The following is a 21,123-nucleotide window of genomic DNA, read 5'->3' as shown; positions in this document are numbered from 1 at the left end:
TTAAATTGAATTAATTGATAGCACAGGCATGCACTTCCCCCTCAATATAACCCATGGCATCTACACCTTCCGCTTTGATGTGGAGTTGTCAGGTAAGGACAAATCCTTTGAGCGCTGGCGCCTGACTGCAGGCACCAAGGTTGTGGTTCTGCAAAGTAACCGGCCGATGCTCATGGCCAGAGGGCTCAAGAAAAAGCCACTCACTTGGAAAGTTGTTGAAGGCGAAGTGAAGGATGAAAAGGCACTGGCCAAAGTATGCAAAGCCATTGAAGATCATTTGGCGGGCCCACCTCCCCCACCTCCACCTCCATCAACCTTTCCTGATTTACCGGCGCGAATGCTTTTAAATCAACCTAACCAACGGAAGAAAGGTGAAGGTGGCGGGCCAAACCTTGGGGACCGGACAAAAAAATAGGTCCCAGTAGAAACCGGGACCGCAACCAAAACTAACTGCTTAAATGAATAAGCTTTTCAAAGATGGTAATTGTATCTGACAATTCAAGTAGTATTTGAACTACAGAACAAAAATTTGTTTCTAGCCCAATATTGATGAACTTTAGTGCGCCTAATTCGGCGTGATACTTTCCAAATTAAATGAGGTCGTAACCAAAACGACAAAAGCCCTTCAGTTTTGAAGGGCTTTGCTTTATGCGGGCTGCTGGGTTAAGGTCAAATCTCAATAACGTTGTGCGGCCACAGCAACAGGCCATTGCCCGGGAAGGTCACCCATATACGGCCATCCGGCTCATGGCTCTTAACCTTTCCTGATATTTTTCCGTTTATGTAGCGCTCGTAGACGAAGAAATTTTGCTTACGGTCGGATTCTTCCAAGATGTCTTTGTTGAGGATTACTTCTGTTCCAATGGGTACCATGGAGCGAAGGTACTGGTCAAAGAGTAGCAAGCGTTAGAATAAACCCTATATACCACTGCCCATTTAGGCTCTTACAATATCTGAGTAAATCACTTTTACAACTGGGTTTACATGCTGGTTTTCAGCTATTGTCCGCAAAGCTGCATCCGTGTCACGCCTAGCTATATTTAATAAGGTTTGCAGCCATTCCAGGTAAGAAGGTGAAACTGCTATCTCCTGCAAAATTGGTGTGAGTGTAGGATATGCTGGGTGTGTTTTAATCAGGTATTGCATTTCGGCAGATACGTATTTCGCACAAATGTAGATTTTACATCCGTAAAGTTGCGGAGTCTAATAATGTCGCTTTGACGGCAGGGCAAAAAAATAAGTTCCGGTAGAAACCAGCGCCGCAACCAAAACTAACTGCTTAAATGAGTAAGAATTTTCAGAGGAAAAGGGAAAAATAATATGTAAACACCTTTTAACCTTCAATCTTTAATTAGTCAACATCCTTCTTGCAAAGCAAGTTGGTAGTTAGTGCAGGCTTTTAGGTGTTATTTATGTGTTTGCATAACCCCCAATAGTTAAATAAGGTTCTTAGTGCCAAGTTCCAATCAGTAATATTGAGTGGCTTTTGAAAGAACCCCTGGACACTTAAAGCATGTGCGTGACGAACAGACACGTTGGAGGAGTTGGTGGATATAAAGACAAAAGGGATACCTTTTGCACTGAGGTAGGAGTCATCTTGAATTTGCTTTTTTAGCTCCAATCCATTCATCACTGGCATATTGATGTCCGAAATGATAATAAATGGCTGGTCTTCTGTTTCAGATAGGTATTCAAGGGCCTTTTGGCCATTCTCAAAAAAGATCAATTCATTTGTGATCCCTAGCTCCTTTATAGCCTCTGCATAAATTTCCCGGTCATCTTCATCATCTTCTACAATTACTATTGGTCCTTTCGTCATTTTGTTCATTTTTGCCTACGAATATTAAAAAAAGTGCCCTATTTCCCTACGCTCCACCAATCTCAATAACATTGTGCGGCCATTGCAACAGCCCTTACATCTGTGCCAAGGGAAACCATGACGTAAAGGTGAAGATTGCCTCCGTAAAGTTGCAGTAAAAATTTACACCTCCTCTCTTTACGCCCTTTCCGGAGGTGCCGGGGGATGCTGTTGAACCAGCCAAACAAAGGGAAGAAAAGAGGTAGTGGTGCTGGCGGGGCTTTAGGAGATCGAATAAAGAAATAAGTGTTCTCAAAGCGCCAGTCCTTACAGCCTTGGCACATTGCTTTGTGAAATGTTTTTAATTTTTTCGGCCATCCTTATCACTTCATCATAGTTGTTCCCTTTCTGAATGCAGCCATAAGCACCTGCAGCCACAAACTCCGACTGTTTTGCCGGAGAGATAAAAGTGCTTACTATGAGAACGGGAATTTGATTGTAGTTTGGATTTTCCTTTAGCAACTTAAGGATCTGCAGTCCATCCATTCCAGGAATGGAACTGTCCAGGATAATTAACGATGGGTAAAGGTTAGGTTCAATTTTGCTTAAGTAGTCGAGGAGCATCTTGCCCCCTTTGAACTTCTTTACTTCTTGAGCAAAATGAAGGTCAAGAAAAGCCTCATCAATAATCGCACGATCGTCCTCATCATCTTCAACCATCAAAACAGAAAAGGGTAAGCCGTTGTCCATATAGGGAAAAGCATTACAAAAGCCATACCGATGCGAGGGGCAAAAAATAAGGCCCTGTGGAAACAGGGCCCGCAACCAAAACTAACTGCTTACGGGTATAAGCAGATTCAAAGATGGTAGTATTACTTGACATGCCGGGTAGTAGTTGTACTACAAAGCGTGATTTGAACTAAAGAGAAAGTAAATCCTGGCAAGGGCCGGCATTATTTTTATATTTTCAGCCATCATGCTGCTGCCATATACTTTTACACTCCGCGAAGGAAAGGATCAGGTACAAGTCTCCTGGTTAACCAATCACATCTATGAGTTCAACATCCTAAGTGAAAATGGATGTGCTGAGCAGTTTCTTTACGATTTAAGTGCACCTATATCAGAGAAAGAGTGCATTTCCCAGCAATCACATATCCGGTCCGTTGCAGTCGCCCACTTTATCCAAGGCTGGTTGGATCGGTAGGTTAGGTGCTGAAATAATTGTTACCATCTGGAAGCAGGTAAATGCTAGTAGGCATCTTCCATCACCTTCTACCCTTCATTGTTCCCCAAAGTACCAAGCCTAGCAATGCTAGCTCAAACCAGTAACTACAAACTGTATTAACAGATTCCGGGACAAAAAGAAGTAAATACATCTTTTATTAACTCCTTTTTTTTCTGATCGCAATTAGGCCTTATTACAAGTTTAGCTTTGAGTTTTTCTTCAACAACATGTTCGTAGTGAAATGGTGCTTTGGAAATCAAAACAGCAGGTGTATAACAATGTATTGGATGCCTTCTTATTTCTTCCAAAGCTTCTATCCCTGTTTTGGATGGCATAACAACATCCATAATAATAAGGCATGGAACTTCATGTTGATCCTCACCCGTGGAAAAGTACTTTACAGCATCAGTTCCGTCCGAAACAGCTATCACTTTAATGGTTGGATATACTTTTTGCAAATGGTTTTGGAAGCATTGAATATTTGCCTCATCTCTACTAGCATAAAAAACAACACACCTAGGACCTTCTCCCCTCATGATTATAGCTATATGAACTTGACTAAAATAAAATAGGTGGATATTTCAAGCATCATAGGCTGAGTGCCAATTCATTCGAGCCTAAACTTAAAAACCCTTTGGCGGCGCAAATATAGTAGGATTTTAAATAATGCGTACTTGATACACATTTAATTTGAAAGGATAGGTATTTTTCCCTAATCGTACAACTTATGTACATTAAATGGAACTAGCTTTTGCGCTTTTACGTTGGCTTTTAGATTGTTTTTTCCTGTGTCATGCTCCCTCCTCCGGCCTTACAACATGTTTTACATACCCTTTTTCATTTGCTTGCCCCCATTGTCGCTTGTAATTGACCTGCATTTTAGCATCGATGGCCGCAACTACATCCTCATACTCCAGCCCACACTTATTGCAGACCGCAAACAGTAGGAGAAAACAGTCAGCTATTTCATCGTAACTGTATTTGCCTTGCTCCACGTCGGTTTTAAGCTCTTTCACCTCCTCTTCAAGGTGATTGATGCAGGACAGAGGTGTGGCCTTTGTAAAGACTCGATCTTGCCACTTTGTGATTGTTTCAAATTGATTCTTGTTCATACTACGCTGCTGTTTTAGTTTGATTTGTTATCCACACACACTCACAGCCCTATTGTTTTTGTTCGTCAGGAGGGCTGTGAAATAGTAATCTTTAGTTGAAAAATGTTTGGCTGTAATGTTGCAGCCGATGAATATGGATGATGTTCAACTTGTATTTCCCGATTTAAGCAGTATTATCCGCTTCCTTTTAATTGAGAGAATCAGCGGAACTGAAGTATTATCCCGTGAATGCACCATAACAGGAGATTTTACGGATGATCAAATCTTTCAGGCTTGTTCCAAGTACGGTGCACAAGTTGTTTTCTCTTACGTCCCCATTCAGGAGGACTCAGGTGAATTTTGGATGACTATATAGAATAAACTCAGCCTATGCTGCTGTTTTGAGTTTATTAAGTGGTTTATTGGCCAGGTACCGATCGATATAAGGCTGCGGGTCCACTCCCACCGGCACCTCAATCCAGGTGCGTCCATCTGCCTTCACCCTCCGGAACTTGGACGGATCCCGCTGGAGGGTAGCCAGCTTTACCGGCGCTTTCTTCCGGCTTGCTTGCTGTGATGCCGCAGCCTGGCGCACCTTGATCTTCAGTTCCCGCTCCGCTATCCGCTTCTGGTCCCGTTCATCCTTCCGCTTTTGCAGTTCGGCAGGACTCAGCTTTTTGTAATCCGAGGGGTACTGCTTACGCGGGCCGGCGGGTTTGGGTTTAGGGGGCTTCTTGTTTGGCCTGGGTGGATGCGGCTTACTGATGCCTAATGCTTTGAACCGGTCCCGCACCCATGTTTTGCCCATGCCTATCGCTTTTGCAATCTGGATGGAGGTCATAGTGCCCATATTGGCAATAAGGAAAGCGTCATGGGTGGTGTTGGCATCCTTGCCGATAAAGAAGTAAATGCCATGGGTGCGGGCAACCCGGTTCATGTGGTAAGCAGTTATGCCCAAGTCCTTTGCCAAAGCATTTCGGGTAGCCAATGTCTTTGCTGAAGAATACTCTTTCAGTATCCGCTGCAGTCGCTCCTCCCGCTCCTTGAAGTGCCACTTGGTTTTTACCAGCCGCTTTAAGCCCATTTGGCGTACATCATCACGGAGGGTGCTGTAGGAAATGCCAAGGCTTGCTGCAAGGCCTCTGCGGTCAGGGCAGGTGGGATACAGCTTGCGCACCTTATCCTGGCGCTTCTGCTTCTCTGTCTTGTGTTTGCCTTTAGGCTTACGGGCAGTCACCTTTCGGCCAGCCCTGCAGGCCTGGTAAATACCCAGGCGCCTAGCTTCCAGTTCCAGTTTATACAGGCTTATGCCTAAAGATTTTGCCAGTTTCTTTTTGTCCTGGCAGCCAGGGTAGCGTTTGCTAATCTTTTTGCTTATGGATGGTGGTAGCTGCATTTGACTTCTTGGCTTTTAAGTGATCGTACATCTGTTTGTACCGGTTCCGCTCGTGCAGCAACTGCTCTATGCGCTTATCCTTGTCTTTGAGCAACTGCTGCAGGCGTTGGAGGTTGAGTAGTTTGTCAGGCTGCATCAGGTTTCTTTGATGATGATTCCGTACACCTCGCGCATCAGTTTGCGCTTCTTGATGTACTCCTTGGTTTTGTAGCCCTTACAGTCTTCCACCACCAGCTGGCCCGTCATTCCATCGCGGTACCGGAAATCAGCGATGTACTTGAGCGAATGGGTGCCGCCGGGGTTGAGTTCATAAGGCACCTGCAACTCCAGCTCAGTAACCAGTCCGGCCCTTTCCAGCATCTTCAGCTCCAGGTACCGGCCACCTTCCTTGGTGCTGTCGAACGTAATGCCGTCGATTACCACCTTTTTGGCCCCGTACTTCGACTTTCGCTGCTCTTTGGGTGCATCGCCCCACAGATGCTGGTTAAGTGCCGCGCAAGGGGTGTTTTTGAGGTCGTCAAGGGTAAATGCTTTGCCTTTCATCTTCGCTTCTTGTACCGGATCACCCGGCAGGGGTCTTTATCAATTTGTTCCAAATACATCAGTGCCCAGTTTAGTTCACACTCCCACTTCGGCACCTCTTGCGGTTGCTCCTTTGCCCTCCGCTCCACCTGCCCCAGGTCGTAGCGCTTGTTCAGGTAAGGGATCAGCACCTGCTGAATAAGGGTCAGGTTCATGCTCTTACCCCAGTCCTTGATCTCACCGGTGGCGCCATAGTGGCGGAAGGCATACTCTACCTCGTCTGCGTTCATTTCCGGGTAGTCTTCCAGTAGCAGCTGCATAAACTGGTCGGTGAGCACAGTCATGAGGTCTTCATTATCCGGAATAGGCCAGCCGGTAATGACATGGATTTTGATCAGCAACAACTCGCAGGTTGTGTACATATCCGCTTTGCCCAGGTGCCTGAACTGAGGCTTAGCGTATTTCTTCACCAGCATCTTTTGCTCATGCTCCGGAAGCTGCTCCAAGTTGCTCCCGTACCATGCTGGCAAGCCGGGCTGCACCTGCTGAATTTCCTTTTGCAGCCCCACCGCCTGAGGCAGTAGGCTGCCGATTGTTTGCATTGCCATTGTCTGTTTTTTTGAGTTCAAACAGGCCCTTCCAGCCCTGTGCTATACTTTGATCGATGATGCGGATGGCTTTTGCTTCATCGTTTCCGCTAAGGTGTACCAGGTGGGAAATGGCCTGTTGTTCGCTTTCGCCCTTGTGGGTAAACCGGTGTTGCGCTTTTTTGTATCCGATCCAACGGGACCAGTGACTATCAAAAGCCGGGGAGAACGGGTGCTGCAATTCGCGGCGCGGGGTGCCCTGGGGCTGTTGGCTGTTTTTTTCGGTTTGTAGAGGAATGGTTTTATCATCACCGGAAGTCCCCGGCGGCGTAGCCGGCGCTGTTGTTTCTTCCTTTAATCCATTATCCATTATTCCATTATCCATTAATCCTTTCCTGTCGTCCAAGGTGCTTCCAGAGTGCTTCCTTAGTGCTTCCACAGTGCTTCCAGAATTTTCCACACCATTTTCTTGCTGATATTCAGGCAATTCGGATTCGGTCTTTGCTTCAGTGCCGCTTATTCGCTGATGTTTTGTGAATTTGTGGACTTGTATCACTTTCAGGTCGCCAACTTCATATCTCATAATGAAGCCTGCACTTTGAAGCCGTGATAGCTGTTGTTCCACTTCCACGTTGTCAAAAGGGAATAGTTCTGCCTTGATGCGTTTGGGCCGGTCTTCCAATCTTCCTTCCCTATCAGCCAGGCACCACAACCCAATAAAGAGCAGCCGGGCAACCATTGGCAGTTCGGCCAGGTCCTCGTTTTTAAAAAAGGTGGGTTTTATAGTTCGTATACGTGCCATGGGTTCGGTGGTGGGTTTACTTCTGGTTAAACAGGTTGAGCAGTTCGTCTACAATCTCCTCCTGCACTTCGTCCTGCGCACCAGTCACTGCCCTAGCTATGGAACGCTTCTTAAGAATCAGCTCATAGCAGTACTGGTCGATGGTGTTTTGCCCCAGCAGGTACTTCGCTGTCACGCTGTTTACCTGGCCAATGCGGTGGGTTCGGTCTTCGCACTGCTCGCAGTCAGCGTCTGTCCATGGAAACTCGATAAACAGCACATTGGAGGAGGCGGTAAGGGTAAGGCCCACACCTGCAGCTTTGATGGAGCAGATGATCACTTGCGTTTTCGGGTCCTTCTGGAACTTCTGCACACTGGTGTCCTTGTCCTCAGGTGTCATGCCGCCACGGATCATTACCGCTGCGGGGTATAGCTTCTTGAGTTCATCACCGACCTCGCGCAGGGAACAGAACACAACTACCTTTTCCCCACCTTCAACGATCTCATCGATCTGCTCCTGAGCGGCTTCCATCTTTCCCCGGGCAGATATCTGCTTCAGGATACCCATCTTCACCATCACCTCTCCTTTTAGCTTCCGCATCACTTCTGCATCATCGCAGCCCTTTACGCTTTTGAGGTAGGTAACAAAGTCGTTCTGAGCCTTCTGGTACTCGGAGCGGTTGGAGACTTCGCAGAGCACCACCTGGCGCATTTTGGCCGGCAGGTCCTTTAGCACCTCCGTTTTCTCGCGGCGGTAGAAGCAGTATTTGTTGAGCAGGTAGTTCAGCTCCTTGGTGTTGATGGAGCCCTGACCGGTACCACCACCGCAGTAGCGGGCAATAAAGCGCTTGTACCCGCTGGCATCCTTTCCGGAGTGATCAGGGATGTGCGATACAATATCACGCAGGCGGTTAATGATCACCAGCTGAGGGATCAGGTCTTTGGGTTTGTTTACCACCGGGGTACCGGTAAGCTCAAACACATACTCCTTGCCCTTGGCAATACCAATTACAAACTTGGTCTGCTGGGTCTGGCCATCCTTGCACTTGTGGCTTTCGTCGATGGCAACCGACTTGAACAACTGCACCGTTTCACGGTAAGGGATCTGGTTGGCGCGAAAGCTGCCATCCTTTGGCTTTGTCCAGCCTGGCGCAACAAAGAACTTCTTCAGGCTTTCGTAGTTCACAATGAACACATCACACATGCCGGTGCGCCAGTACTGGTGCCATGTGTTGCGGATGCTGTCGGTAAGCACCATGGCTTTTCGGCCGGCAACATCTTTCCACTCCTTTTCCCAGTTAAGCTTCAGGGATGCGGGACAGATGATCAGGCAGGGAAATGCATTAAGGCTTACGATGGACGCAATAAGCTGGGTGGTTTTGCCAAGGCCAGGTTGGTCGCCGATGATGGTGCGTTTGTTTAGCCGGTTGTAGGCAACCCCTTTCAGTTGGTAGGGAAACAGGGTGCGGGGCAGGTCGAGTTCTACATCCAGTTCCGGCATGGTCGGAATGGTGTCGAAGCTCTCCGGGAGGTTGGCAACGATCTGCCCCTCTTCATCCACGCAGTATTTGGAGCGGAGGGCTTCCACATCACGCTCGCGGAACTTGGGTACCCACCATACCTTTTTCACACCCAGAAACTTGGCACCCGGGATGGCGCGCACCTCGTCCACCTTCCTGCGGTCGAAAGGGAAGGCAATCTCAAATCCGCTATGGTTTTCTGTAATGGTCATTTGATCCTGTTCTGTGGGTTGGGAAATTGCCGGCCGGTGAATGGCCACGCGGCCGGCGGTTAATTACCTGTCTGCCTCGGCATAATCATCTTCACCGGCAAACAACTCCTGCTGCACCGGCGGGGCCTGCTTACCCTGCATGTACTCTTCCACCTCACCCACCAAGTCAATGAGTGCGATGTTGAGTTCATGGGCAAAGGGATAGCTGCTGTCCAGGTGCGTCTTGGGTGTTTCCAGCTTCACGAAGTCGCCGGTGGTGAGCTGCTTCTCTCCTACCAGAATCACCGACTGGTTGTCGCTGTCACCTTCCAGGCGGAAGGAGTTCACGGTGAACATGGACACTTTGTGCTCAATGCTGCCGGTCGCATGCACATCTTCATCGTAAGGCAGCAGGTCGTCCATGTTGGAGATGGCATCTGCAGGGATCTCTTCGCAGATCACAGCGAGGTGTGCATCCAGCTTGCGAAAGGCGGCTTTCAGGTCATCGTGCACGGGCACCTGCGACTTGGTGGATACGGTGTTTACGGTACCGGGCGCCAGCTTGTGATTGTAGCTGTAGTTACAGAACAGGTCCTTAAGGGTGGCGCCTCGCACCTCGATTGCTTTGGCCTTCATGTTCTCGGCTGCCTTATCCAGCAGCTCTGGAGTGATGTTGATTGTTTTTGTACGTCCCATAGTTGGTTTATTGAAAAAGGTTTGATTGTATAGTGTCTTGAGGCGTGGGATACTTCCGGATATTGAGAGTGTACAGGTGCTCAGGGTCATTGTAGGGTCCTATCCTGGTTTCATCCAACTTCACCAGATGGCCTTCATTCATCAGGTCGGTCATTGCCCTGCGGATGGAGGTAATTGGCCAGGTCTTGCCTGCTTTGGTAAAGGAGCGGTGCACTTGGCTTGCGGCATACTTCTGTCCGCGCTTTGCAAGGAAGATCAGCAGCACCGCATCTTTCTGCTTACTGGCCCGCTGTACCCGGGCCATCAGTTCCTGTGCACTCAGGTTTGTCGTGTTGTGGTAGGTCGTTTCTTTCATCACTTTTCTCTCTCACTTTGAAAATGGCTACAACACCGTAGCCTATCGCTTTGTCCATCGAGCTGCAGAAGGTCTTTACATCCAGATCCTCAATCAGCGGAGGACTTAGGGTACCATCCCGGTACTGGCAATAGGTTGTCATGCTATTTGATGCTTACGGTGAAGTAATCAGTAGTGGTAAATGCTGCCGGGTAGATCAGCTCACCAGACTCAGGATCAGCCATCGGCTTGGTGAGGTTTTGCAGGAACTTCTGCCGGGCCTTCAGCTTGCCGTCCGCTTCCTTGGCAGTTGCTTCCAGGCTGGCTAGTTCACTATCACTGCACTGGTCGTAGGTGTAGGACTTGCGGCTGCTGAAGCTGATCTCGGCACCATGCCACATGATCTTCTTCTGACCATGCTTGGCGTATTCATCCTCCAGGTGGCGCTTTACCTCAGGATCCTTAAACACCTGCTCCAATACCATGTCCATCAGCTTTTTGCGGCGAAGGGCTTCGCGGAAGTCCACTTGGCCTTCAAGGATTTGGTTTTTGCAGTCAGCGATATAAATTTCAAGGTGCTCCTTGTTGATGGGCAGAAGGTTGAAGCCAGAGCTTTCCACAAGTGCACGTTCTGCTTCCATCAACGCGACATAACTTTCCTTTTCAGCATCCTGTTCAACCAAGTGCTCCTCTCCATCCAAAAAGGCGTCAGTGGCATCCATTACAATATCCTGATGAGATGGCTGGGTGTTGGGCCGACCGGCGAGTTCTTGCGTTGTGGCCTTTTTGTGTTTGGCGTGGTACATAATTGTAGTTGGTTTGATTGATTAAAAAGGATTGTTACTGAAGTGGAAGGCTTAGCCGGCCGTGGTAGCAGCTGGTGCGGTAGAAAAGGTTTTACGCTGCTTACTTGCAGCCTCGCGGAAGCGCACATCGGTCTTTATGTAGTCGGGCAGAACACTACCGAAATCTGCAAGCTCCTCATTGTTCTTGCAGTTGGCAAGGTTGGCAATTGCTTGGTGCAGGGCTGCAACAGGATCCTCTCCGCTTTCGCTCCACTCAACGATTATTTTGCCTGTATCTTCCGAAGGCACGAAGGCGGGCTTGCCCATAAACAGGCCGGTACGGTCTTTTGATGCCGTGGCATTGTGCCGCATATCCAGTTCAAGGTTCACCGTCAGCTCATATTCAAACCCCTCTCTGGTGATTTCTTTGAGCCCACCTTTTTCTACTTTGATTTTGCCGCTGCTGTCCTTTGTCATTTCATAGTCCTGCTTACGGCGTACAGTGGTGATCATGTGGCAAGGGCTCTGAACAATTGCTTCAATAAAGGCCTGGTGGCGGGGTGTAACCTTTGCCCAGTCCTGGTATTTACCTCCAAAACTTTCAACGATTTCAAGGCAACCACCTTTGCCATCCCACTCGTGGGTTATAGAGTCAACAATGATTACCTCCATTCCTGCCTTTTCGCAAGTGTGTATGGCATCAATGTATTTTTCAGGAGAGAAAGGCGCCTCCAGCGGCAGCACATTGAAGTCACCTAAGTGGGCGTACAGGTCAGCGCTGTTGTTTTCACTGTCTACGATGGCAACCTTTGACCAGTCGCCGCAAATGCCGTAGGCAATAAGAAGGGCACTGTAGGTTTTGCCGCCTCCGGATACAGCGGAGAGGCCGAGGCGAATCTTTGCTTTTTTGCGGGTTGCTTTTCTGAGTTGCATGGTTGGTTATTGATGGTTATAGAATGAAGAGAGAAAGAAGTAAAGGGCTATAGCGAGGCCTACCAAAGCACAAATCACAACCGCGATCACAAACCGCTTGAACCTGCGGAACTCCCGGGCCTCTTCAGGGTAAGCATCCGGTTGTACTGGTGGATGGCCGCAATCGGGACAGATGATATTAGCGGGCTCGTCATGGCAAATGGGACAACGGCTTAAGGTGATCATGGCTTAGGTTATGAAAAGCGGCAAAAGCGGAGGTTAAAGAAGGGCCTCGATAAGACTAAAGAGGCCGGCATTTCAACGATTGCTTGCCAAATGAAAAGAGGTAATTAAACCGGCTGGCTTGCTGATGAACCCGACAACTTGCATGAACTCAAAAAAGGAAGTCACATTTGTGTTGTTTGCCAGCCGGTTTGTACCGGCAGTTTTATTTCCACGGTACCACTAGAATTTGCACAGGGGGCTGGGGTCGAACCAGCACGATAGGTTGTGTGTCACATATGCTTCCACCTATCTCACATCATTAGCGTCTACCAATTCCGCCACCCCTGTGTAATTGAAAGAACTGTTTGGTTAAGCTGCCCGGCCATGAATAACCGGGCTTTCATTCTTAACCTAATTGGCAACCAAAACCAACTTTTTCAATGCTTGCACTGCCTGCTCTCCCACCGATGCTTCCAGCGCCTTTGCATTGCCGTGCATGATCTGTTCACGTAGTTCAGTTAGTAGCTTCCTGTGCCTGGTCGCACAACTCCCTGAAGCTGACCGGTGGATATAACCCGCCAGCATGCCCTTCCCTTTTGACCCTGATCTCAGCAGGCTTATACAGTTTCTTTCGTCCTGACTTAGGATCGTGGCACTTGCGTTTAGGCCAGAAGGTTGGCAGGTCGAGCGCTCCCCACCGATAGAACAGGAGGGCGCATACTGCGATTCCAATGAGTTCTTTGTACATATGGCTTTGCTTTTAGGTGACATGAGGAGGATGGTGTTTTTAGTTGGCTATTGTCTATACGGCGTGTGCTTCGTGTTGCTTCATGAACGCACCAAAGGCGGCTTCACAGCGGTTGTAGATGGCCTCGATCACCTGATCAAACCGGTCGTCTGTCGGCTGGAGAATGTTCTCTTCCCCGCCTACCAGGTATAGTGTCAGCTCGTGCTTGTAGTTAACCTGGATGGCTTCGATCTCCAGCGGTGGGTGGAAGTCGGTGAGGCGAACGGTAACCGGCTGGTGGAACTGGAGCGGACTGCTTCCTTTGATGGCCAGCACGGTGCAGATGATGGTTTGGAGCTTAGGCATGGCGTACCTCCCTTTTCGGCTCCAGGCTGTGCTGGTTGGCGTAGTCGTTACGTACAATCACATCAAGCCTGGCGCAGATGTATTCAATGTGGGAAACAATAGACCTTTCAGAACGTGATGAGGTAGTGGTAAGGGCTACGCTATCCTCAAATATTACCGGGCTGGTTTCATCGGTCTTGTAAACCTTTACACCAATGCCAGCTTCGCTTCCTGAAAAATCAAGGTTGGCGGTGTGGGTGCTTTCGTTGTTTACCTCCATGACGCTGGTAAGCAGGTCTTGACAGGTAAGCATAACAAGATCAGGTATCTGGTTCATGGCAAGGGGTTAAGCGTTTTTAACAAGGGTTGCGCATGTGAGGACAACATGGCTGTGCAGGTTACGTATGTCAGCCGGGAAGGTGCAATCGGAAGGCTCCAGTGTATGCCATTTCTCGTTAACGTCCTGCACTTTAATATCCCCCCTGTCAACGATTTCGATGGCAAAAGCAAAGATTTGATTGCCGCCAAGCATCAAGGAAATTGGGTAAGGGAAGGCCATGTACTCTTCCCTACTATACCACCGCACTTGGTCCCGGATTTCACCAGCCAATTGCTCGGTTTCGGGAAACTGTTGTGGCTGTGGCTTGAAAGCTGGTGTTTCCAGTTCAATCAGGTTTGCGAAGTGCCTACGGGCGGCATCTTCCACATCAACCCGCATCCCACTCCAGTCTAGCATCGGCATGATGTTGCAGCAGGCCAGGTAGGCAATGGATATATCAACCTGGTAGCGGGCTTCCGGATCAAGGGGTGATACCTCCGGAGCAAACTTGCCGGTGCAGTGCACATCCAGAATGCCGTGGGTGATGGTTACCCGCTTAAGGTCAGAGACTGTAGATTCGTTCATGAGGAAGTCGAAGCGGAATGTGCGTTCGATATTTTTGTTTACTTTTGACATAAGGTGATTTATTTGGATTTATAGGAAGCCGGTGTTACTAGCGCCGGCTTTTTTTTATGTCTATCCTTTTACGAACTGCTGGATCAGGTCCCGCAGTTGTTGCGCGGCACTGGTGCCGTTCTTCTTGCACTTGCGGTTGAACTTGTCCCGCAGGGAAGGCGACAGCTCTGCCGTCACCTTTGCTTTACTTACTTTGATTTCTGAGGCCATATTATTGAGGGTTTTTGAGTGACTTTTTACGTAATCCATCGCGGAGCTTCTGTTTGTCCAGGGCTGTAAGGACATTCCCCGAAGGGAGAGCCGGTTCGTGGAGACGATCCAGCGTCTGTTCTATCCTTGTAGCATTGTCCAGGAGGCTTTTTGCAGAGGCCTTCATGATCCTCACTTCCTCCCGTAATCTGTTTAGCTCTTTGTCGGTAGCCATGGCGGTATGCGTTAATAGGTTGGGTAACTAACATCCCTGCGTCCGGTCCGCTGGCCGCGGATGGACCTTGCGTTCTTGGCACCGGTCCGGCTGCGGAGATCAGTCTTTATCAGGTCAGCTCCTACGAAATAGCCGGTTACAACAAGGGTCAGTACGCCGGCGATAATTCTTTTTTCAAGGCTCTCGAGTGCATCGAGGTTCTGGTTAAGGTTGGTTTGTGGTCGCATGGTTATGGTTGGGGTTGATTTAACAGCTTGTAGGTGTTTTGGCCAATTAGCAAGCCTTTAAGAAAATCGGCTAAGCGTGGGTGTTAGGTTTGTTGCTGTTAAGCAGCTAATGCTTTCTCCTTTTCAAGGATCTGCTTGGTAGTCAATCCAGTCTCCTCTCGAATAATCTTCAATGCAGTAGCTGTTGTGAGCATAATGTCATTTTCTTGGACATACCTATTGATGGTATATTCTGATCTGTCAAGCTCCAACTGAAGGCGAGCACGCACCCTCTTGTTGTTCCGAATGGCGCCTAGGGCGAGTTGGGTGAGTTTCATATATTTGATTTGCTCTAGCATTTTTGCTACACCAAAGATACGCAACAAAACTGCATATACGCAAGATATTATGCAATTATCCTGCATAATATCTCTGCAACAATGTTGCATAAACATGTTTAGAATGCAAAACCACCTAACTGAGTTATTGAAAACCAAAAGGTTAGAGAAAAGACTTTCACAAGAGGACGTTGCAAAAGCAATAGGAAAAAGTTTGCGGACTTATCAGTATTACGAAGAAGGGGAATCAATGCCTAAGCAGGAAACATTGCAAAAACTTGCGGACTTATTAGGGTTCACTCGTGCTGATATCTATAAAGACGCAGAAAAATTGCATAACAGTCAACCTAAGCCCAATAGCGACAATGATTTATTAAAGGCACTCCTTTCAATGACAGAGAGCATGGAGCGATTAACTCAAAGTAGACTAATAGATAGCAATACAATGAGCAGATTAGTGTCTATGCTGGAAATGAAAATGGGAGTTAGTGCACCTGCAAATAACATGGGCCTTCATCCAGCTACTTCCGCTGGTGGTATATGGGAGGATGCATTGGAAAATGCCTCCAAGAAGGAGGCATCAAAACGCTAGGCTTTAGCAGTAAATCTTAGCAGCAATTTGATTTGATCTGGTATTGGTGTTTTGCCTTGCGGCTTTTCATCAAACCTAGGGCAAAAGCTGGATGCTTGAATTTGAATAGGGCACCGTCCATCATTGGCATACAAGCACAAAGGGCAAGTTTTTAGGGTATCGGTCATGTTCATCGGGCAGTCGGCTTATTGGTTGTGTACTAATTTGTTTAGCAATCTAAGCGAATTTCTACGCAAAGCTCAACAGTAAAAACCACATTAACCTTAATTAAGAAAGTACTTAGTAAAAACCCTTAGCAGAATGTAAATAGGTGGTAGAGTGAAAGGGAAAACTATAAAACCAAGATCAATTTATAGCCATTATGCAGAGACCAATTCTAGCTATTGCTGAAGACTTCAGCAAGTATGAGATGCTTGTATATGATCTAAAAAAGATTTTTCAGCAAACCATAAGGTTTAGCCAAGACAAGCCTACAAGAAAAAAAGACATGTTGTGGTATGAAAACCTATTGGAGCACTCTTCAATAAAAGACCAAGTGTTTTTCATGGCTGAGCAAAAGAAGGTTGACCAGAACTTTTACAAATTTCAGCTAAGGTGTCCATCGTACTGTGAAAAACCAATTTTTCGTTTTGATTCAGATGGGTCTGCACATCAGAATAAATCTGAAAAACTGAAACTTCAATCTGTACCTACTCCACATTTTAACAAGTTTAATAATAAAGGAGAAAGCATCGCATATCAAACCCCAGAGCTAGAAAATATAGACTACTCAGAACTTCAAAGGATTGGTGATTTTTTCGTTCTATTTTGTGAACAATGTCACCTCAGGTACATCGATGGTACTTTCCCTTTTATTGAATCAGGTGACACCAGGATTTTCCAACTACCTGTTCAAGCGGATGATCTGTTAGAAGGTATAAAGTTTCCAACATGAACCTATTAGAAGTTTTCACAGAAGTAAAGGAGTCGTTCTGCAGTTTGTGGAAGGCAAAGTACAGGGGTAACACTTTGGAAATAATAACTCATTATACATCACCAGATTCAAAATTCATCTCAGTTTTTATTACTGAAAGGGACGGTAAGTACATCGTCACTGACGGAGGCTGGTTGATGTCTGGGGAGTATTATGAAAGTTCTTTGCTTAAAACAAAGGAATTTGATCCTCTTCTATTTTATTATACATCTTTTTACAAATTAAGAAAAACTTCCAATGGAGTTAATGATTTGTATTTTTCATCGACTAGTGAAATAGACATGGTTCCAAACAAGGTTCATGACCTTGCTCAATTTATTTCTCAATCCCTATATACGTTCCATTCTCTATATGAAATAGATCAAGCAAAAGATGTTCAACAAAGAGAGAAATTTTTGGGGGGTGTAAATAACTTTTTAGAGAGGATATACTTGCGAAAGGATGATACAAAATTGCAGTTTGGTAAGAGCTTGGGCCCTAAATATGAAAGTGTGAGGTTCAATGCAATTGCAACGGAGGCTGATTCCAAAATTGTCCTGGTTAAATACATAACAGGTGTTACGCCAGATTATTATAGGAGAAGCCTGACCAATGCTACAGTTGATTTTGATATTGCAACCGGCTCGGATCTAAACTCTTTTATAAAAAACAAAGTGGCGATCATTGATGATCAAGTTTCTGGTTTTCAGGTTAAGAAAATTTTACCTTATGTCAGGCAATTGGAAAAGTCACTTGATCATGAAGTTTCTAGGTGGTCGAATAAGGGGGAAATAATCGACATGTTTACCTAATGTATTCTAAGTCAATTTTTTGTAGAATCCAGCGATTGATTTCAAAAAATCTTTTGATCCCAATCAGGCCCCCTACTAGCCTTGGTTCTTTCTGTTGGCTTTAAAGCATTTTCATTGAAGAAGGTGCTAGGTTAAACCCTTAGCCGATTTCAAATAGGTGGCAGGGTAAGAAGGGTAATGGTAAATAATTCACAATGGAACAAGTTAAAGGAATACAGTTCGGAAAGGATGAATATGAACAGTTTCAATTCATATTCGATGGCATGTATAAGGAGATCAGGGAAGGCAAAGACCTGCTCCAAAAGCTAAACGAAGTGGAGGAAGGAATCAGAAACCTGAATACCTATATAGATCGGGAGGATGGTCTCACCAACTTTTGGCTGGAGGATGTGAGAGGTGACTTGTTGTATTTGAAGCAATTAATATTTGAACAGATGGAAACTATTGCCAGTTAATAGGTGGTAAAAAACAAGCACTTCTTATGAACCAGTACACAAGACTTGAGTTTGGACTACAGGATTACGAGAAGTTTCAAGAGGTTTATACCCTTTTGTATCATAAGATTTATACAGGCGAAAACCTTGAAGCACTTGTAAGTGAGATTGAGATAGGGATCATAAATCTGAACGATCAGAAGGAACAAGCAGGCGGTCAAACTAATGCCTGGATTGAGGGGGTTAAAGAGGATCTGGTTTATTTGAAGCGACTAGTTCATGAGCGAATTGAGTATTTGAACAAGAAGCAGCAGGTAGAGTAAAAGGGCAACTTAATAAAACCAAAACCATAAATGAGCCAAAACGAACAAACCGAGTTTGGAGAAAAGGACTGGAAAAATGCTCAAAACGTCTATGCCTCCCTATACAATGACATTCTGGCGAACAAAAATTTAGACAAACACCTAGAAGATGTAGAGCAGGCAATAAAGGAACTGAATACAATTATTGCAAAGGAAGGCGGAGCACCTACCCCCCGGTTGGACGAGATGAAGAATGATCTTTATTTTCTGAAGTTCCAGATCCTTGAACGGCAATAATAGCTCGTGCATTAAGAGAGGGCTTCCCTGAAAGCGCCGCTTCAGTAACTCCTTTTATAGCCTTGGCAAGAGTTCTGGGTTTTATAGTGGCCTTACCTGCAGTATTATCATGCTTTTCCATAACCCTAATTTATCAAAAAAAACAATTATCCATAAAGCAAGCTAATGGGAAAATACCTGAATGATGGCAAAACAAGCCCAGCCGTAGCATCACAAAAATCATCACAAAAGTGCAGCGCGGAGCTGCCGAAAAAATAAAGCTGATCTATTCAAAGCCGCTACAGGAGCGGGTTTCAGAAATTGAAAAATTCAGGTAACTGGATTGTGGTTCCGAAGGTCGCGGGTTCGAACCCCGTCATTCACCCCAAGAGGCCCCGCAAATTGCGGGGTTTTTTGTTGGGGGGGGTATCCCTTGAAAACCGCTGCCAACTTACAATCTCCCAAATCTTCTCCGCTCCCGCTTCGGTTGCCGCGTCAATATAGTTTAAGTTTAGAGATTGATACTAACAATACGCAAGGTTTAGACCAAAGCAACACGCGCCTAATATAGCGGGAATAGCATAAGAAGAAATTCCATGTTTAAGATTCCTTATACTATTCCAAGGCTGCCAAACTTTGATTGGAGTGCAGGTAGGAAAATTCCATTTCGGATGCCGGGGAGCAACAAAAGCCTCTTCAATATACCGCTGGATGGAATAGCTGTAAGCCCCATGGCGGATGCACTAATCAGCTAAAAGGGACAATTGTGTTTGAATGTAGCTGGTGCAAACTAAAAGTTGGAACTTATCCTTCAGGCAAACGCTCCCTAAGCTTCCATTCCTCGATATCTACAAGGGCTGTGTATTTTCTTATTTGCGCTTCATCAAATCCATCTTCACGGTTCAACTCCTGGAGTATAGCCCGTTGCCTTTGTAACAGGTCGAGGTAGATTTGCCGGAAAGCATGCAGGTTATCTTCATCCACAACACCCTTCATTTTCCCGCTTGCAAACACATGGTCGAGGCTTACCCGCTCTAATAGGTTTTGGTAATGCGGGTTGACGCCCATTTCCGGCGTTTGCCGGCCTTTTAAAAATGCGAGACCCGCATCGGCGAGACGTTCCTGGATAATCAGTTCTGTTTCTGCTGCCGACTTGGTTGCAGGTGAAGCTTCCTCAGGTCGAACCTTGCGGATCAACCAGGGCAGGGTAAGCCCCTGGAAAACAAGCGTTACCAATATGACAATAAAGGTGATGAACAGGATCAGGTTGCGAAAGGGAAAGGGCGTGGTTTCATTGATGACAACAGGAATTAAAATGCTGCGGCCAATGAAACTACCCCACGCATGCCCGCCCATCCTGCAATAAGGGGCGATTTCCATCCGGGGTTTGGATCGGCAACGGTAATAAAGCGGCTTATAAAGCGGGTAAAAAGTGCAGCTCCAAACGTGCATAGCAAACGGCATACAATCAAAACCAATGATATTAGTAAGCCAAACCAGATTGCCTCTACTAAACTGGGGTTGCCCAACTGCCTTACGATGGTGGGGAGTTGCAGCCCGATCAATAAAAAGATCAGCCCATTCATGACAAAGACCAGGTTGGTCCAGACGTTTACCGCCTCAATGCGGCTCCTGTAGGATAGCATAGACTGTCTTTGGCTGGATAAAAACAACCCGCCACTTACAACGGCCAAAACACCGGAATAGTGAAAGTGCTCGGCTGCATAATACATACAGTAAGGAGCCACCAGCGAAAGCACGATCTCGATGCTGGTGGTTGTAGGTAACCAGCGGTGTATGGCATAAAATACAGCAGCCACCAAAAGCCCGATGATCGTTCCCAAAACTATTACCAGGGCAAAGCTGCCGGCAGCCTCGCCAAAATGAAATTGGCCGGTAATAACAGCAGCCATGGCAAACCGAAAGACGATCAGCGAAGAGGCGTCGTTGAGCAGGCTCTCTCCTTCTATAATGCTCAATAACGACCTGGGCACATCCACCTGGCGCATGATGGTGGTGGCAGAAACCGCATCGGGTGGCGAAACAATGCCACCCAACAGAAATCCCAACGCAAGGGTAAAGCCGGGTATGAGCGCACTGGATGCAAACGCAACCACGCAGGAGGTAATGATTACAATGGGAAAGGCAAAACTGGTGATCACCCGGCGCCATTTCCAAAACTCCTTCCACGACACCTGCCAGGCAGCTTCATAAAGTAAAGGTGGCAGGAAAATAAAAAACACCAGGTTAGGGTCGATGGTGATATGGGAAAACCAACTGAAAATGCTCAGCGCCAGTCCACCTACAACCAACACAATGGGGTATGCAATTCTCAGCCTGTTGGCCAGCATAACCAAGGCCAGGATATATAAAACAAGGAAGACAAACTGGATGAAGATGATCTGCATGCAAGGGTGATTCCACTAAAAATACCAAAAGCAGGGCATTCCATTATTGTTGGCTGTAGTGCACCTTTTCGAGCATGTCTATGGTGTTGGCAATACTTCCAGACAGCATTACAAGCAGTTTGATGTGGTATTGCTTTTAAAAATGTGGATTTAACCGCAATTTTTATCGCAATTAACTACGAAAAGTATGTGCGTTCCTGTCCATCCTTCAAGCCGTAGAACATTTGTTTCAACATAGCTGGAAAAATGGCTTTATAACTAAAAACTGCAAGCTTGATTTAAAACTTTT

31 protein-coding genes and 1 tRNA gene are annotated in these 21,123 nt (G+C 46.6%); 7 read left to right on the top strand and 25 right to left on the bottom strand.

From position 1 onward, the window contains the following. The first annotated feature begins 28 nt into the window (after positions 1-28). On the top strand, positions 29-415 hold the full coding sequence (locus tag BUE76_RS11780) for a hypothetical protein (RefSeq protein WP_073040177.1): 387 nt from the start codon (positions 29-31) through the stop codon (positions 413-415). A 254-nt stretch (positions 416-669) separates the two neighbouring features. Here the strand turns inward: BUE76_RS11780 and BUE76_RS24505 are convergent, their stop codons facing one another. The 23 genes from BUE76_RS24505 to BUE76_RS11670 form a co-directional block, all read right to left on the bottom strand. Next, a complete protein-coding gene (locus BUE76_RS24505; RefSeq protein ID WP_178371830.1) occupies positions 670-831 on the bottom strand; it encodes a hypothetical protein in 162 nt (53 codons plus the stop codon). 568 nt (positions 832-1,399) lie between these two features. Continuing rightward, positions 1,400-1,819 (bottom strand): response regulator, encoded by a 420-nt coding sequence (locus BUE76_RS11770; RefSeq protein ID WP_158069963.1) that lies wholly within the window; start codon positions 1,817-1,819, stop codon positions 1,400-1,402. Between the two features lie 306 nt (positions 1,820-2,125). Further along, on the bottom strand, positions 2,126-2,548 hold the full coding sequence (locus BUE76_RS11765) for a response regulator (RefSeq protein ID WP_076026733.1): 423 nt from the start codon (positions 2,546-2,548) through the stop codon (positions 2,126-2,128). Between the two features lie 591 nt (positions 2,549-3,139). Continuing rightward, positions 3,140-3,559 carry a response regulator gene (locus tag BUE76_RS11760; protein ID WP_073040185.1) on the bottom strand — a complete coding sequence of 140 codons (420 nt, stop codon included), beginning with the start codon at positions 3,557-3,559 and terminating at the stop codon, positions 3,140-3,142. A gap of 255 nt (positions 3,560-3,814) precedes the next feature. Beyond that, on the bottom strand, positions 3,815-4,135 hold the full coding sequence (locus BUE76_RS11755) for a dATP/dGTP pyrophosphohydrolase domain-containing protein (protein ID WP_073040187.1): 321 nt from the start codon (positions 4,133-4,135) through the stop codon (positions 3,815-3,817). Positions 4,136-4,502: 367 nt separating this feature from the next. Beyond that, on the bottom strand, positions 4,503-5,510 hold the full coding sequence (locus tag BUE76_RS11745; protein WP_073040191.1) for a hypothetical protein: 1,008 nt from the start codon (positions 5,508-5,510) through the stop codon (positions 4,503-4,505). Next, complete coding sequence (locus tag BUE76_RS24500; RefSeq protein ID WP_158069962.1) at positions 5,476-5,646, bottom strand: hypothetical protein; 171 nt, start codon at positions 5,644-5,646, stop codon at positions 5,476-5,478. The genes BUE76_RS11745 and BUE76_RS24500 overlap by 35 nt, the downstream gene beginning before the upstream one ends. After that, positions 5,646-6,053 (bottom strand): DUF1064 domain-containing protein, encoded by a 408-nt coding sequence (locus tag BUE76_RS11740; protein WP_083596353.1) that lies wholly within the window; start codon positions 6,051-6,053, stop codon positions 5,646-5,648. The genes BUE76_RS24500 and BUE76_RS11740 overlap by 1 nt, the downstream gene beginning before the upstream one ends. Continuing rightward, entirely contained in the window at positions 6,050-6,502 is a 453-nt protein-coding gene (locus tag BUE76_RS11735; RefSeq protein WP_143157201.1) for a hypothetical protein, read from the bottom strand. Before BUE76_RS11735 ends, BUE76_RS11740 begins: the two co-directional genes overlap by 4 nt. 13 nt (positions 6,503-6,515) lie before the next feature. After that, on the bottom strand, positions 6,516-7,250 hold the full coding sequence (locus BUE76_RS24765) for a hypothetical protein (protein ID WP_178371829.1): 735 nt from the start codon (positions 7,248-7,250) through the stop codon (positions 6,516-6,518). A gap of 187 nt (positions 7,251-7,437) precedes the next feature. Continuing rightward, positions 7,438-9,132, bottom strand: coding sequence for a DEAD/DEAH box helicase (locus BUE76_RS11725; protein ID WP_073040197.1), 1,695 nt, complete (start codon positions 9,130-9,132; stop codon positions 7,438-7,440). Between the two features lie 63 nt (positions 9,133-9,195). Then, positions 9,196-9,807: a hypothetical protein gene (locus BUE76_RS11720; protein ID WP_073040199.1), complete on the bottom strand. Its 612-nt coding sequence runs from the start codon at positions 9,805-9,807 to the stop codon at positions 9,196-9,198. Between the two features lie 7 nt (positions 9,808-9,814). Then, entirely contained in the window at positions 9,815-10,162 is a 348-nt protein-coding gene (locus BUE76_RS11715; protein ID WP_073040201.1) for a hypothetical protein, read from the bottom strand. A gap of 143 nt (positions 10,163-10,305) precedes the next feature. After that, on the bottom strand, positions 10,306-10,947 hold the full coding sequence (locus BUE76_RS11710) for a hypothetical protein (protein WP_073040203.1): 642 nt from the start codon (positions 10,945-10,947) through the stop codon (positions 10,306-10,308). 51 nt (positions 10,948-10,998) lie between these two features. Further along, positions 10,999-11,859 carry an AAA family ATPase gene (locus BUE76_RS11705; RefSeq protein WP_073040205.1) on the bottom strand — a complete coding sequence of 287 codons (861 nt, stop codon included), beginning with the start codon at positions 11,857-11,859 and terminating at the stop codon, positions 10,999-11,001. Between the two features lie 454 nt (positions 11,860-12,313). Next, positions 12,314-12,411 (bottom strand) — tRNA-OTHER (locus BUE76_RS24495). A 166-nt stretch (positions 12,412-12,577) separates the two neighbouring features. Beyond that, entirely contained in the window at positions 12,578-12,811 is a 234-nt protein-coding gene (locus tag BUE76_RS11700) for a hypothetical protein (RefSeq protein WP_073040207.1), read from the bottom strand. A 54-nt stretch (positions 12,812-12,865) separates the two neighbouring features. Beyond that, positions 12,866-13,156: a hypothetical protein gene (locus BUE76_RS11695; protein WP_073040209.1), complete on the bottom strand. Its 291-nt coding sequence runs from the start codon at positions 13,154-13,156 to the stop codon at positions 12,866-12,868. After that, positions 13,149-13,472 (bottom strand): hypothetical protein, encoded by a 324-nt coding sequence (locus tag BUE76_RS11690; RefSeq protein WP_073040211.1) that lies wholly within the window; start codon positions 13,470-13,472, stop codon positions 13,149-13,151. Before BUE76_RS11690 ends, BUE76_RS11695 begins: the two co-directional genes overlap by 8 nt. Positions 13,473-13,481: 9 nt before the next feature. Further along, positions 13,482-14,090 (bottom strand): hypothetical protein, encoded by a 609-nt coding sequence (locus tag BUE76_RS11685; RefSeq protein ID WP_073040214.1) that lies wholly within the window; start codon positions 14,088-14,090, stop codon positions 13,482-13,484. A 60-nt stretch (positions 14,091-14,150) separates the two neighbouring features. Beyond that, positions 14,151-14,300, bottom strand: a complete 150-nt coding sequence (locus tag BUE76_RS24490) for a hypothetical protein (protein WP_158069961.1) — start codon at positions 14,298-14,300, stop codon at positions 14,151-14,153. 225 nt (positions 14,301-14,525) lie between these two features. Continuing rightward, a complete protein-coding gene (locus tag BUE76_RS11675) occupies positions 14,526-14,741 on the bottom strand; it encodes a hypothetical protein (RefSeq protein ID WP_073040218.1) in 216 nt (71 codons plus the stop codon). A 98-nt stretch (positions 14,742-14,839) separates the two neighbouring features. Next, the gene (locus BUE76_RS11670) at positions 14,840-15,058 is read right to left on the bottom strand and encodes a hypothetical protein (protein ID WP_073040361.1); all 219 of its coding nucleotides are present in this window, start codon (positions 15,056-15,058) and stop codon (positions 14,840-14,842) included. A 124-nt stretch (positions 15,059-15,182) separates the two neighbouring features. Here BUE76_RS11670 and BUE76_RS11665 point away from each other — a divergent pair, with 124 nt between their 5' ends. From BUE76_RS11665 to BUE76_RS11640, 6 genes are all read left to right on the top strand, one after another. Continuing rightward, positions 15,183-15,650, top strand: coding sequence for a helix-turn-helix transcriptional regulator (locus tag BUE76_RS11665; RefSeq protein WP_158069960.1), 468 nt, complete (start codon positions 15,183-15,185; stop codon positions 15,648-15,650). Between the two features lie 361 nt (positions 15,651-16,011). Continuing rightward, complete coding sequence (locus tag BUE76_RS11660) at positions 16,012-16,584, top strand: hypothetical protein (protein WP_073040221.1); 573 nt, start codon at positions 16,012-16,014, stop codon at positions 16,582-16,584. After that, entirely contained in the window at positions 16,581-17,414 is an 834-nt protein-coding gene (locus tag BUE76_RS11655; RefSeq protein ID WP_073040223.1) for a hypothetical protein, read from the top strand. Before BUE76_RS11660 ends, BUE76_RS11655 begins: the two co-directional genes overlap by 4 nt. 194 nt (positions 17,415-17,608) lie before the next feature. Further along, the gene (locus BUE76_RS11650) at positions 17,609-17,869 is read left to right on the top strand and encodes a hypothetical protein (RefSeq protein ID WP_073040225.1); all 261 of its coding nucleotides are present in this window, start codon (positions 17,609-17,611) and stop codon (positions 17,867-17,869) included. Between the two features lie 26 nt (positions 17,870-17,895). After that, positions 17,896-18,171 carry a hypothetical protein gene (locus BUE76_RS11645; RefSeq protein ID WP_073040227.1) on the top strand — a complete coding sequence of 92 codons (276 nt, stop codon included), beginning with the start codon at positions 17,896-17,898 and terminating at the stop codon, positions 18,169-18,171. A 30-nt stretch (positions 18,172-18,201) separates the two neighbouring features. Beyond that, positions 18,202-18,447, top strand: coding sequence for a hypothetical protein (locus BUE76_RS11640; protein WP_073040229.1), 246 nt, complete (start codon positions 18,202-18,204; stop codon positions 18,445-18,447). A gap of 783 nt (positions 18,448-19,230) precedes the next feature. Here BUE76_RS11640 and BUE76_RS25135 read toward each other — a convergent pair. Both BUE76_RS25135 and BUE76_RS11635 read right to left on the bottom strand, forming a co-directional pair. Next, positions 19,231-19,806, bottom strand: coding sequence for a cation:proton antiporter (locus tag BUE76_RS25135; RefSeq protein WP_254049529.1), 576 nt, complete (start codon positions 19,804-19,806; stop codon positions 19,231-19,233). Then, the gene (locus BUE76_RS11635) at positions 19,737-20,834 is read right to left on the bottom strand and encodes a cation:proton antiporter (protein WP_245798301.1); all 1,098 of its coding nucleotides are present in this window, start codon (positions 20,832-20,834) and stop codon (positions 19,737-19,739) included. Before BUE76_RS11635 ends, BUE76_RS25135 begins: the two co-directional genes overlap by 70 nt. Positions 20,835-21,123: the final 289 nt, after the last annotated feature.

This window comes from Cnuella takakiae (assembly GCF_001953305.1).
GTDB classification, from domain to species: domain Bacteria; phylum Bacteroidota; class Bacteroidia; order Chitinophagales; family Chitinophagaceae; genus Flavisolibacter; species Flavisolibacter takakiae.
This window is presented reverse-complemented; position numbering and strand designations above follow the sequence as displayed.